A 13,730-nucleotide genomic window follows, 5' to 3' on the forward strand; every position below is an offset into this window, starting at 1 on the left:
AATCCGGGAGTAATCTGTCAACAACTACATATAGAGAATGTACTTGTTCACACGTAAACCAAGATGTTAGTGAAAATAAACCCCTGTCTTTCCTGCAAGGTTTAACCTACTTACAATGGAAAGACATGGGGTTTATCAATTATCTATTTTATGTTATCGATACAACTAATTTGTTTTAGTTGTTGATTAACTTAGATTTGTTTGTCCAGCTCATCATTTTACGTAATTCCGCACCAACTGTTTCTAATTGATGTTCAGATTCTTTTCTTCTCTTTGCTAAGAAATTGGTACAGCCAATCTGATTCTCCAATAACCAGTTACGTGCAAATACACCTTCTTGAATGTCTTTTAATACTTGTCTCATAGCATTCTTTGTATCTTCTGTTATAATCTTTGGTCCAGTGATATAATCTCCATATTCTGCGGTATTGGAGATAGAGTATCTCATTCCTGCAAAACCACTTTCATTAATTAAGTCTACAATTAATTTCATTTCATGGATACATTCAAAATATGCACTTTCCGGTTCATATCCAGCTTCAACTAATACTTCAAAACCAGCTTTCATTAATTCAGTTACACCACCGCATAATACAGCTTGTTCACCAAATAAGTCCGTTTCTGTCTCTTCACGGAAAGTTGTTTGTAATACACCTGCACGAGCGCCACCGATTGCAAGCGCATAGGCTAAGCCTAAGTCATGTGCTTTTCCGGTAGCATCCTGAGCTACAGCGATTAGACAAGGAACTCCTTGTCCTTCTAAGTACTGACCTCTTACTGTATGTCCGGGTCCTTTTGGTGCAATCATCATTACATCAACATCTGCCGGAGGAATAATCTGTCCGAAATGGATGGAGAAACCATGTGCAAACATTAGCGCATTCCCTGGCTCTAAGTTTGGTTCGATAGATTCTTTATATAGTTTTCCCTGTTTTTCATCATTGGTTAAAATCATGATAATATCAGCTTTTTTCGCTGCTTCTGCTGCGCTATATACTTCAAAGCCGGCTGCTTCCGCTTTCGCCCATGATTTACTGCCTTCATAAAGACCGATAATAACATGAACTCCTGATTCTTTTGCATTTAAAGCGTGGGCATGTCCCTGGCTGCCATAACCGATAACCGCTATTGTCTTGCCTTCTAATAATGATAAGTTACAATCTTCTTGATAAAATATCTTTGCCATCTTCATATCCTCCTGAAATTAAATTATTATGAACAAAGAGTATCCTCTTTGAAATAATCACATCTTTACTTATTTAACTTGTTAAAGTATCCCCTTAACAATAACGTTCGGCATGCCGAACGTATATACTGTCTATGCTTTACTTTTTAAATCAATCATCCAGATAATCCGCTATATCGCCTGAACCTCTGGTTAACCCTGTAATACCTGTGCGAACCATTTCTTTAATGGTATAGCCTTCCAGTAATTTTATAAAAGCATCTATCTTAGCCTGATTCCCCGTAAGTTCAATCATCAGGGATTCCAAAGCTACATCTACTATCTTTGCCCTGAAAATATCAGCAACTGCAATAATTGCCTGTCTCTCTTTAACTGTAGACAGGACTTTTACCAATATCAACTCTCTGCAAACGGATTCGTCAGGTAAAAGTTCCTTTACTTCCTTGACATCTTCCAATTTTAACAGTTGCTTCCTGATTTGTTCCAAAATCTGATCATCCCCGTTGACTACTACAGTCATTCGGGAAAAAACCGGGTTCTCTGTCTCACCTACTGTAAGACTGTCAATATTGTAGCCTCTCCTGCTGAATAACCCGGAAACACGGCTTAATACACCTGCCGTATTATCCACCAGGATGGATAATACCATCTTCATTTTGGACCTCCTGTCATTTCTTTTGTATATAAATTGTATTCATTGTAACAATATGAATATAAATTGTCAATATTTAAAACTTGATATTTCATGGGGTTTTTTGGATTTTAACTTCAATTTGGTTACATCTTAACGCATTTGATACCCTTAAATCGTTATAGAATTAGCAATAATCCAAGGTTTCTTAAAAATCCAGACTTCAAATATCCATGTTTCATCACCACAGCCCGACGCAAAATCCAGTTGTAATTGTAAAGATTAGCAAATGTATAAATTTGCAGTTTTTGCTGTGGCTCTAACTCTTTATGGTACATCCTGTAAAATGTACCTGCCTGCTTTACTGTGGATAGCAAGGTTTCACGTTGCTCTTTAAACGATAGAATACGTTTTTCAACATAACCTATAAAATTCTGGTCTCCCACCAAATTATTCCCATGCTGCCGATATGCCATTGTTGCCTTGTGCAGATATCCTATATTGCCGCAGCTTGCTGCTATCAGACCAATCCACCAGTCATGGTAACGGATATGCATATGTGACTTTACAGTTACCTTACTTGCTAAAGAATAATTAATCATAGTAGTACAACCAATCAATTTATTTTCCATAAGCAGATGAGGCAAATCTAATTTTTTTGTATCTAAGTGATTGGAGTGGTGAAACGAAGGGTGTATTGTCATCAACGCAGAATCTACTACATTAACATCTGTAAAAACTGCTGCCGGTATGCTTCTTCCATGTTTTTTTTCTAGTTTCAGCATACAGCTTACGGTGTCTGCTATTTTATTCGAATACCAGACATCGTCCTGATCACAGAACATAAAATAAGAGTCGTTGGTACGATCCCCTTCATTAACTACATAGCAGAGACCATTCAAAAAGTTATGCGTTACACCCAGATTCCTGCTGTTTTTTATATACTTTATTTTATCCGGATAATCTATCTGATGCTTTCTGACTATGCTTTGTGTTTCATCCGTAGAACCGTCATCAAATACCCATAAAATCCAATTAGTATAGTCATTATTGAGTATCGATTCTAATTGTTCTCCAATGAATTTGCCGCCATTATAAGCCGCCATAATAATGTTAACATACTTCATTCTCTGCTCCATCCCTGTAAATTATATCAACCTTAAATATCGCTTAAATAATTCATTTTATATCATCTTCCCAATATCCAGGATTCATACTTAGTTTCTTAATAAATTCCAAAGGTAACTTTTTAAAATTTCTTCCGGCCTTATATCCAAAATACTTAAAAGCACTTTGCAGAATTAAGTCCGGAATCAAATAATACTTTCCTTCTTTGCATAAATAATTTAAAGTCCGCTTTACTAACTTGATGCCTTCATTTTCCGACTTTACCGCTTTAAATATTTCTCTATACTGTTCCTGCGATACGGCTAAATCAAAATTCCTTTTAAACTGCTGTCTGTAGTTATAAACATGGGAATGATATACCCTTGCATCTGCCTGATATGCAATAGAATAGCCAGCTCTAATAATCCCGGCTGCCATAATCATATCTTCATTAAAAATGGTCTTTAATACAAAGCCACCCAGTTCCTCATAAACCTTTTTACGATAAACTGCACATACATTGGAACAAAAATAGGTCTTTATTCCAAGAATCGGTAAGTCTTTCTCTGACTTTAAGTAACTTTCTAAGGGATAATTAAACTCTCTGGTATAACTTTCAATTATTCCGGATTTGGGGTTAGGTAGCTGTCTGGCATAGGCTGCGGCTACTGCCTTCTCTTTAAAAGGTACGATTAAATTTTCGATTAAATGACTGTCAGCAGGCACCGCATCCTGAGTCATAAACACAACAAATGCAGCATTTGATAATGACGCTCCTAAATTTCTTGTTCCGCCATGGTCAAAGTCAGCCTTTTTTACGGCTGTATAATGTATGTTACAATCCTCTGTCTTAAGACTTTTTACAAAATCAATAGCTTCTCTGGAGGAAATAGCCGCCGCACTGTCTGCCGGCTCTTCCAAGGTATGAAGCAAAAATATAGTATTCGGCTTTCTGCTCTGTTTCACTAATCGCTCTATTAACTGCCTGAATTTTCCATCCGGTTTATAAACCGGAATAATAACATCTATTTTTTCATTTTCTTGACTATCAGGTGCATCTATTAACCATTCTTTTGTCTCTTCCATTAATGGTCATACCCTTTCTGGTACCTGCAAATTTTGATTCGCAGACACAAATTTATGTAAGAAATCGTTCTTATAGCACACGAAATCTTTATAAGTATATACTTTTAGCGCTTCCTTCTAAGTTAATCATACCGAAGTGTATGGCAACTGTCAAGAAGGCTGTTCCAATCTTCACAAGCAATCCGCTTAGAGAATATTAGAAACAGCCTTTTAAACACTATTACTGATATATAACTCGATATTTAATTCTTTGGTTTAAAGCCAAAGGTAATATTGAGGACTTTTTCCTCATAAGAACCATTTACTAACGATTTAACTGTAATTGTTCCTTCTGACCCGGCTTTGGTATAATTCAAGGCATCCTGTAGTTCAGATAATGATTCTACTTTTGTATTGTTAACAGCAACGACAATATCTCCAATTACAATTCCGGCTTTTGCTGCCGCAGAATCGTCAGCAATTTCACCTACATAAATACCTACCGGCATATTAAAACTTTGCGAATAAGAACTGGTCACATCTTTTCCGCCAATGCCCAAATAAGCCTTCTCACTGTCTTCTAGTTCTGTACGATTCATCAAATCGCTGATAACAGGTATTGCGTCTGTGATTGGAATTGCGTAACCAATACTTTCGACACTATCATCTACATATTTTACTGAATTAATTCCAATTACTTCACCTTTTGAATTCAAAAGAGCTCCGCCGCTGTTTCCGGGATTTATAGCAGCATCTGTCTGAAGCACCTTCAAGGTTATATTGTCTACCGTAACCTCTCTGTCCAAGGCGCTCACATACCCTACGGTTATTGACTGTCCGTAGCCTAAGGCATTTCCAATGGCAATAGCCATTTCACCTAGCTTTACAGAGTCAGAATCCCCTAACGTTGCAATTTTAATATTGTCAAACGTACCTTCTTCCAAATCATTAACATCTACTGCAACTACTGCCAAATCAGATGCCGGTGCGGTTCCTTTAACAGTCGCCTGTGCAGTGGTATCATCTGCGAAAACAATCTCTACTGCGTTTGCACCTTTTATAACATGGTTATTGGTCGCAATTAAGATTTCTGAGTCATTCTGCCCGATTATAATTCCTGAACCGCTTCCATCTACTTCCTGATTATATTGCCTTCCAAAAAAGTCATTCGTTACATTATTTATCTTTGCATTGATTGCAACTATGGATGGCATAACATTATTTACTACGGTTGAGACATCACTGCCGGTACTATTTGATATTCCAGTTTCTACTGTACTTACACCATTTGCAGTATCATTGGAAGTCGGCTCAGATGTATTTTGGCTAATTTCTGTATTGCTGCCCTGCTTATTAAAGATACTGTTATAGCCCTGAAAAGATACTCCGGCTACTAATCCAAATACACCTGCCGTTATTACAATCTTACTAAAATATCCTGCTACACTTTTTTTCTTTTTAGATTCCACATCTTTTATTACTGCATACCCTTCAATAATCTTAGAACCTGCTCCATTGTCATAATATTTATTATCCTCTTTGTTAAAACGATTGAATTCATCCATAATTCATTCTCCTTTCAAACTTTAGTTCTATGTTGTTTTTCTGTGTTATTAATTTTTTATAACTAAAGTTTAGCAAAAAATTATGTCCACTTTGTGATTACAATTTGAAGAAAGAGTGAAATTACTTATTGTTAAATTATTTTTTCGGATTATAATACAATCTTTGAGGTAGTTTTATAATTACCAAGTATTCTTATACGAGTTGCCTCTTCCTGTATTCCATATAAAGCATTTTTAACAGCCGGCTCAGCTATATTTCCTTCAAAATCTACAAAGAACCTGTATTCAAAGTTCTTTCCTTCTAAAGGCCTGGATTCAATTTTTGTCATGTTTAAATTATTGTATATTATATGTGAAAGCATATTATAGAGAGAACCGCTCTCATGAGGTAATTCAAAACATATGCTGATTTTATTGGAATTTTTCAAATACCTTTTATCTCTTGCAATGACTATAAATCTTGTAGAATTATTTTCTTCATGGTTTAACTTTTCTTGCAATACAGACAGTCCGTATACATTTGCTGCTTTTTTGCTGGCAATTGCTCCTTGTGTTATATCCTGTTCTTCTAAAACCTTCTTAGCACTATCCGCAGTGCTGATACATTCGACCGATTTAAGCCCTTCTCTGCTCAGTATGAATTTACTGCATTGGAGCAGTCCCTGCGTATGAGAATAGACTGTTCGTATATTATCCAAAGAGGAACCCGGTAGCCCTAATAAAGCATGATCTACTTTCACCACATGCTCACCAATAATAATATTATCAAATTCTACTAGTAAATCATAGATATCAGTTATTCCACCTGTAGAGGTATTCTCTATCGGAAGTACTCCATAATCTACATGACCATCTTTGATATCTTCCATAACTTGTTTAAAGGTCGGTGCATAAACTCTCTTAATATCAGTGCCAAAGTATTCTTCCATGGCCTGTTCGGTATAAGACCCCTTTACGCCAAAGCACACTACCTTTGTTTCTTCCGTTATATGCAGTTGTGCAATTTCCTGAAAAGTATTTTCTCCATATTCCTTACTAATTAAACCATATTGTAACTTCCGGCTGATCGACATAATCTGAGAGAATAATTCCTGTATTGCTTGCCGATTAAACTCATTTCCTGCAAGCTCCTTTAATGTATTAAGTTTTACCTTCTCTCTTTCTTTATCAAATACCTTCTTACCGGTTTGTATTTTATATTCTGCAACATCTCTGGCAATCTTCATTCTATGTTCAAATAATTCAGCTATTTGCTTATCTACCTTATCAATTTCCATTCTGCTTTGGGTTAAATCAATCATAGTATGCTCCTATCTGTCGTATAGTACTCTATTTTTGAGGTGAATATATATTCATTATTATATTCAATTATCCATGACTTTTCAATCGTAAGTTCCCTTTCCTCAAAACAGAACGAGGAAACCACAAAGATAGTACTCTTTATAGTAGAATCTGGTATTACAATAAATATTCAGAATTTTTAACTGCTTCTCTTATTTCTTGCAGGTGAGAAAGTGAGCCAAAAGCAATTATTATATCTTCCTTTTTAGCCGCTTTTAATGCTGACCAAACTGCATTTGCACTGGTTACGGAATCTATTACATTCTTATTATAGTTAACTGCTGCTCTTGCAAGTGCCGCAGAAGATAACCCTCTTTGATTGTTCGGTGTTAATGTATATATTTTGTAGGCTAAATGCGCCGTATGCTTTAAAATAGCATCATATTCCTTATCAGCAAAAACTCCCATGATAAAATAAATACGTTTCCCTTTAAAATATTGTTTTATATTTTCAGCCAGATTAACTGCTGCATCTTCATTATGTGCCCCATCCAGTAAAAAAAGCGGATGCATTGCTATAGGTTCTAATCTACCACTCCAACAAGTTTGATAAAGTCCTTCTCTTATCTGCTGTTCCGTTATCTTATACCCTTTTTTAATTAATACCTCCAAAGACAATAAAGCCAATGTTGCATTTTTTACCTGATGTTCACCGAGAAGCCTTATATACAGATTCTTTCTTTCACCATAAGAAAAAGTAGTCCCTTCTAAATTCTGCCGGCTTATTTCTATTTTATTAAATTCAGCTATTAAGAGGTCTACCTTCAATTCTTTTGCTCTTGCTTTAATTACAGTACTCGCTTCCTCCGCCTGTTCATAAGAAACAACTGGAATACCAGGTTTAATAATTCCTGCCTTTTCCCAGGCGATTTCGGCTAAGGTATTACCAAGGTATGTCATATGGTCCATACTGATAGATGTTATAACCGCACATTCTGTTGTATCAATAACATTAGTAGCATCTAATCTGCCTCCAAGACCCACTTCCAGTACGACCAAATCACATTGCTTTTTACGAAAATACATCATTGCAAGTGCTGTTTCGACTTCAAATATGGTAGGATGGTTTTTTCCTTCTGATGTCAGGTTCTGACACACTTCTTTTATCTGACCTGCTTCTTCTGTAATATCTTCTTTTGTAATAAACACAGAGGATACCTTCCTTGATTCAGTATTTCCGTCCGAACCAGCTTCAAATATCTGAAATTTCTCCTCATAACAGAATACAGCAGGTGAGATATATCGCCCTACCTTATAGCCAGCAGCAGCCATACAATACGTTATGAAAGCTGCCGTTGATCCTTTTCCATTCGTTCCGGCTATATGAACAAATTTCAAATCCTTTTGAGGGTTAAAAAGCCCTTCTAAAAGAAGCTTCATATTATCAAGCCCTAGTACACTGCCGTATCCTTCACAATCCTTTAAAAACCGGGTGGCTTCTTCATAAGTCATGTTTTTCTCCTTATTTTTCGTCACAAACCTGGAATATATAAAATTTTAAGTAATAAGATTCGTCAGCTGCCCACAAAATTGGATGATCCGGTGCTTGTGTTCTATATTCAACCTGTCTTAATCTTTTATGTGTATTCTTAGCTGCTTGTCCTATGGTTTCCGAAAATAATTCCGGTGTCATAAAATGAGAACAGGAACAAGTCGCTAAATACCCTCCGTTTTTAATTAGTTTCATGGCACGAAGGTTAATTTCTCTATAACCCTTTACAGCATTCTTTACAGAATTTCTGGATTTTGTAAACGCCGGAGGATCAAGGATTACGACATCAAACTTTTTATTTTCTTTTTCATATTCCGGCAATAAATCGAAAACATCGGTACATATAAATTCTACTCTATCCTGTAAGCCATTTAAAACAGCATTTTCTCTTGCTTGTGCAACACCAAGTTCAGATGCGTCTACTCCGATTACACTTTTTGCACCAGCTAATCCTGCATTTAGGGCAAAGGAGCCGGTATGTGTGAAACAATCCAGTACTTCTGCATTTTTACAGATTTTTTTAATTGCTTCTCTATTATATTTCTGATCTAAAAAGAAACCTGTCTTTTGTCCGTCTGCAACATCAACCAAATATTTTACTCCATTTTCAACAATTTCTACTTTGGTATCAAATGCTTCACCAAGGAAGCCTTTTACCCGTTCCATACCTTCCTGAAGCCTGACTTTCGCATCACTTCTTTCGTATACGCCCCTTATGAGAATACCGTCTGTTTTTAATATGTTTTTTAAGAGATCTACTAGGGTATTCTTCATTCTGTCTATGCCCAGCGCTAAAGATTGCACCACAAGGACATCCGTAAATTTATCGATTACAATACCCGGTAAAAAATCTGCTTCTCCAAAGACAATACGACAGCTGCTTACATCTACTGTCTTTTTTCTGTACTCCCAGGCCACTTTTAACCGCTCTTCTAAAAATGCCTCTGTAATCTCCTGTCCCTTTGCCCTTGCCATAACACGAACCGTTATCTTGGAATTTGTATTTATAAAGCCACAGCCCATGTAATAATTATCAAAATCATGCACCGTTACTATATCACCGTTGTTAAATTCTCCTTCAATTTTGTCAATTTCGTTGTCGTATACCCACATGCCTCCGGCTTTTAAGGTTCTGCCTTCACCCTTTTTTAACTTAACGATTGCTTTTTCCATGAATTATCTCCGCTTTCTTTATTCAATTACGCTGAAACAATTATACCATAGACACCTTAATTGTCAACGCAGGCAGCCCGTAATATGCAATCTTAAAGAACAGGTTTTATATAAATTCTAATTTGTAATTACTTGGTGATTCATTGCATGTACCAAGACAAACGCATGAATATATTTAAAGGTTTATAAGAATAAGGGAAAAGTGTATAATCATTCCAAGGGGGATGAAAAAATGCACAAGACATTGAAATATTTAGAACAAGTAGAAGATTTAAGACAGAAGAAAAAAATTCTTTACAAGATGAGTGATATTATAGCGCTGGTATTCTTTGCAATGCTGGCAAATGCAGACGAATGGATAGCAATAGAAATATTTGGGAAAGAACATGAGAAGTTTCTGCGAAGATATTTGGAGCTTCCAAACGGCATTCCTTCTCACGATACGATTCAACGTGTATTTAGCATGGTATCCCCAGAGTTTCTTCAGAAATTCCAACTGCTTTGGAATGAGATGCTAAGTAGCGGAGAAGGAGAAAAAATCAAAAAAATCCTCGCCATTGACGGAAAAACACAATGTGGAAATAGGAACAAAGACCAGAATGCAAACCATATTGTCAGTGCAGTGGACGAGAAAGGAATCTGCCTTGGGCAAAAGCGAGTAGAAGAAAAGACCAATGAAATTACAGCGATTCCTGAACTGCTTGACGATTTGAACGTGAAAGGTCATATCATTACAACGGATGCAATGGGAACGCAAACGCAGATTGTAAAGAAGATATGGAAAAAGAAAGCCGATTACGTGCTAGCCCTAAAAGGAAATCAGGGAAGACTTCATGAGGATGTGAAATTATATTTTGATGATGTTGGATTATTGGAGCAGTGTGCCTATACAAAGACAATAGAGAAAGCGCGAGGCGGCATAGAGAAGCGCGAATACTGGCAGAGTGTAGATATTGCATGGCTAGAGCAGAAGAAGGACTGGGCAGGGCTGAAATCCATTGCAATGACACGCAATACTATAGTCAGAAACGAGGTAGAGATAACGGAAACCCGATATTTTATAAGTAGTCTACCACTAGAGGTCAGCGAAATTGCCCGAGCGATTCGGGGACATTGGATGGTGGAAAGTTTTCATTGGCATCTGGATGTAACCTTTCGAGAGGATGACAACCACACCCTTGAAAAGCAGGCAGCATTTAATTTAAATATCATGAGAAAACTGGCATTGAACGTATTAAGGATATATGAATTAAGGAAAACGCCCATGAGCCTGAAAATGAAACGCTTTGCAATTGGAACGAATCCTGAAAGACACTTGGAAAACATTCTGAATCTGTAATACTTAAAAAAGATACATTCAAGTGCTTGTTAATAGAACACATTCATGCGTTTGTCGTGTTGCATGTACCTCAAAATCTTTTCATATTCTAAAATATTTGTTATAATAACTTTTAGTTGCTATTTGCACTAAGAATAAGTGTACATTAATGAGAGCGTTTCAATCCTAACTGTTAAACGCCACCTAAATCCGAGAAAGGAGAACAATTATGTTAAAAGCCGTTATCTTTGATATGGATGGAGTAATTATAGATAGTGAACCCTTACATGCACAAGCCGCAGTTAATGCCTTAAAAAATATAGGGGTGGATATTACCATTCCATACTGTTATGGATTTATTGGTTCTACCACAGCCTTTATGCTAGAGACCATAATTAGGGATTACAACCTTCCCCTGACGTGCGAAGAATTGTTAGAGTTATATAAAAAAGCAAAACATACACTGATTTTAGAAGAGGGCTATACTCCTGTTCCCTATGTGCAGGAGCTCATTGAGAAGCTTTATCACCATGGCTATAAGCTTGCTATTGCCTCTTCCTCTTCCGAAAAAGAAATAGCGGACGTTGTGAGTGTTTTAGGTATTAAAAAATACTTTCATAAGCTTGTCAGCGGAACAACTGTATCAAATCCAAAACCAGCTCCCGATGTTTTTATAAAAGCTTTAAAAGAACTAGGGTTAGGTAATAAGGATTGTATAGTTATTGAAGATTCCTATAACGGTGTAACTGCAGCAAATGCTGCTGGTATCCCTGCTATAGGCTTTGTTAATCCAAATTCCGGCAACCAGAATCTGTCTGGGGCAGCCGTATTAATTGAGGGTTTTGATGAGATAACTCCTGATTTTATCCATAATGTATATCAACGAGCCCATGGGGAACCGGTTACGATTGCTGTTACTAATCGTTTAATCATTCGTGAGCTGGCCGTATCTGATATACCAGTAATCTATACTATTTATCAGAATCCAGAAGTCAAAAAATATGTTACTGATATTGACGATTATCTTGATATAGAGATAGAAAAACATAAGGCCTATATAAGAAATGTTTATAATTTTTACGGCTATGGTTTATGGGGTGTCTTTCAAAAAGACACTAAAAATTTAATTGGCCGATGCGGAATACAGGATACTAAAATTAATGGCAGAGATGAAATAGAGCTGGGCTATTTACTAGACTATAACCACTGGGGTTTTGGTTATGCTGTGGAATGCATAAAAGCTATCATAGATTATAGTTTTACTACTCTAGGCTTTGGGCGCCTTGTTGCAGTTATACACCCTAAGAACACCAAATCTGTAAATGTTGCCCTCAGAGTTGGAATGCACCAAGAAAATACTATTTTAAAAAATGGATTGTCTTATGATATCTATGTTATAGAAAATTAATAAGAGTAAAATCATTAATTTAACTAATTCATGACTTTATTGATGTGACTATCAAAAAAATGGTACTAAGAAAAATCTTAGCACCATTTTTTGAATAAACTAGCTTTAAAATACACATTTTTTATCTTGTAGTTTTATTGTTGTTGCCTTCGATTGCATCTTCAACATCGTCAGCAGCGTTCTTGGCACCATTTTCTATATCCTGTGTGGCGTCATTGATTTTATCACCAACTGTTTTATCATTCGCTCCAGTTGCTCCAGTTGGTGCTGCTGTCGTCCCAGTACCGGCTCCACCACCAGTTGTTCCAGTTCCGCTGCCATTTGTTCCTGTTCCACCTGAAGGTGTTACCGTTGTACCGCCCGTTGTTCCTGATGGAGTTATTGTTCCTGTACCTGTACCGTTATTAGTACCTGTATTATTATCAGTTGTTGTACAAGCAGTCAAAAATGTAAGGCAGCATACCGCTAATAATAAATATAAACTTTTTTTCATGGGTACTCCTCCTAAAAAATGATTTAATTTTACTCATTTAGTATTCCACAAATACATGCATTTATGCATATATCATTACCGTTATTTGCCACTTCATGTAATTATCTAAATTTTTTATCATTATTAAATTCTAACATGTTATTGCGAAACCTAATAGGAAGATTATTTCTCTGCAATTTATAATTTTGGCGTTCTTTAATAGCAATAGATTCAAAAAAGACTTTCCACAATTCCTGAAACTCATCTTCCTGCACAGAAAATTGCTCCAGTCTATTCAAATTAAGGTTATCAGCATATGTATAAACCCATGATAAGCCGGTACGATGTAAGATTGCGGTTTTTCTCTTTTCATCATATATTATGAAATTCTCCGTATTCATTCGGTCAGAAAAATGGGGTGCCAAATGTCTTAACACATCATTTTTCGGGCAGATTTTTGAGTATAGTATACCATTTTCAATTTCATGAAATCTTACAAATCCAAGATAATGATGTACTTCATTATTAAGATTACGATTCATATCAAAGATTTTTGATACGATATCATTTCCGAGATAGTTAACAACAGACGATCCCATAGAAAAACCTAATATCAAAAAACGGTATATTAAATCACCTTTTTCCTTTTCATCAGAACAAGAAGCTGTAAATACATATTCATACGCCTCTTGGGATATTTTGCTTTTTATTGATCTATCAACTTTAGATGCTTTTTCTGAATCGGTTTTGACTGCAATATATTCAGAAAATAATTCATAATTCACAGAACCATCTTCTGATTGTAACTCTATTCTTATATTCGTGTGTCCATGCCGGCTGTTCCAAGCATCATAAATTGCTGTGAATATGCCATCAATACTATCCTCACAGACAAATATTTTTTTTACCGTCATTATACCTGCCATTCTGCGCAAAATCTGCGCTTATAAATCTAAGAAAATCTTAATATTA

General features: G+C 36.1%; 12 protein-coding genes. 2 read left to right on the forward strand and 10 right to left on the reverse strand.

Features of this window, described 5'->3' with window-relative positions:
• Nucleotides 1-175 precede the first annotated feature (175 nt).
• From ilvC to acsn021_RS16560, 8 genes are all read right to left on the reverse strand, one after another.
• On the reverse strand, nucleotides 176-1,186 hold the full coding sequence (gene ilvC, locus acsn021_RS16525) for a ketol-acid reductoisomerase (RefSeq protein ID WP_184093511.1): 1,011 nt from the start codon (nucleotides 1,184-1,186) through the stop codon (nucleotides 176-178).
• Nucleotides 1,187-1,337: 151 nt separating this feature from the next.
• Nucleotides 1,338-1,841: an acetolactate synthase small subunit gene (gene ilvN, locus acsn021_RS16530; RefSeq protein ID WP_184093512.1), complete on the reverse strand. Its 504-nt coding sequence runs from the start codon at nucleotides 1,839-1,841 to the stop codon at nucleotides 1,338-1,340.
• A gap of 155 nt (nucleotides 1,842-1,996) precedes the next feature.
• Nucleotides 1,997-2,944, reverse strand: coding sequence for a glycosyltransferase family 2 protein (locus acsn021_RS16535; protein WP_184093513.1), 948 nt, complete (start codon nucleotides 2,942-2,944; stop codon nucleotides 1,997-1,999).
• Nucleotides 2,945-2,996: 52 nt separating this feature from the next.
• Complete coding sequence (locus acsn021_RS16540) at nucleotides 2,997-4,010, reverse strand: glycosyltransferase family 2 protein (RefSeq protein ID WP_184093514.1); 1,014 nt, start codon at nucleotides 4,008-4,010, stop codon at nucleotides 2,997-2,999.
• 242 nt (nucleotides 4,011-4,252) lie between these two features.
• Nucleotides 4,253-5,554, reverse strand: a complete 1,302-nt coding sequence (locus tag acsn021_RS16545) for a S1C family serine protease (RefSeq protein WP_184093515.1) — start codon at nucleotides 5,552-5,554, stop codon at nucleotides 4,253-4,255.
• Nucleotides 5,555-5,703: 149 nt separating this feature from the next.
• Nucleotides 5,704-6,855, reverse strand: a complete 1,152-nt coding sequence (gene pheA / locus acsn021_RS16550) for a prephenate dehydratase (RefSeq protein WP_184093516.1) — start codon at nucleotides 6,853-6,855, stop codon at nucleotides 5,704-5,706.
• Nucleotides 6,856-7,012: 157 nt separating this feature from the next.
• Entirely contained in the window at nucleotides 7,013-8,347 is a 1,335-nt protein-coding gene (locus acsn021_RS16555) for a bifunctional folylpolyglutamate synthase/dihydrofolate synthase (RefSeq protein ID WP_184093517.1), read from the reverse strand.
• 10 nt (nucleotides 8,348-8,357) lie between these two features.
• Nucleotides 8,358-9,560 carry a class I SAM-dependent rRNA methyltransferase gene (locus tag acsn021_RS16560; RefSeq protein ID WP_184093518.1) on the reverse strand — a complete coding sequence of 401 codons (1,203 nt, stop codon included), beginning with the start codon at nucleotides 9,558-9,560 and terminating at the stop codon, nucleotides 8,358-8,360.
• A gap of 232 nt (nucleotides 9,561-9,792) precedes the next feature.
• On the opposite strand from acsn021_RS16560, the gene acsn021_RS16565 reads away from it, so the two are divergent.
• Together acsn021_RS16565 and acsn021_RS16570 are read left to right on the forward strand one after the other, a co-directional pair.
• Nucleotides 9,793-10,899 (forward strand): ISAs1 family transposase, encoded by a 1,107-nt coding sequence (locus tag acsn021_RS16565; RefSeq protein ID WP_184096203.1) that lies wholly within the window; start codon nucleotides 9,793-9,795, stop codon nucleotides 10,897-10,899.
• Nucleotides 10,900-11,107: 208 nt separating this feature from the next.
• The gene (locus tag acsn021_RS16570; protein ID WP_184093737.1) at nucleotides 11,108-12,286 is read left to right on the forward strand and encodes a GNAT family N-acetyltransferase; all 1,179 of its coding nucleotides are present in this window, start codon (nucleotides 11,108-11,110) and stop codon (nucleotides 12,284-12,286) included.
• Nucleotides 12,287-12,407: 121 nt separating this feature from the next.
• Here the strand turns inward: acsn021_RS16570 and acsn021_RS16575 are convergent, their stop codons facing one another.
• Both acsn021_RS16575 and acsn021_RS16580 read right to left on the reverse strand, forming a co-directional pair.
• Nucleotides 12,408-12,779, reverse strand: coding sequence for a hypothetical protein (locus tag acsn021_RS16575; protein ID WP_184093736.1), 372 nt, complete (start codon nucleotides 12,777-12,779; stop codon nucleotides 12,408-12,410).
• 101 nt (nucleotides 12,780-12,880) lie between these two features.
• Entirely contained in the window at nucleotides 12,881-13,672 is a 792-nt protein-coding gene (locus acsn021_RS16580; RefSeq protein WP_184093735.1) for a TIGR03915 family putative DNA repair protein, read from the reverse strand.
• Nucleotides 13,673-13,730: the final 58 nt, after the last annotated feature.

Origin of the sequence: Anaerocolumna cellulosilytica (assembly GCF_014218335.1) — a bacterium.
GTDB classification, from domain to species: Bacteria; Bacillota; Clostridia; order Lachnospirales; family Lachnospiraceae; genus Anaerocolumna; species Anaerocolumna cellulosilytica.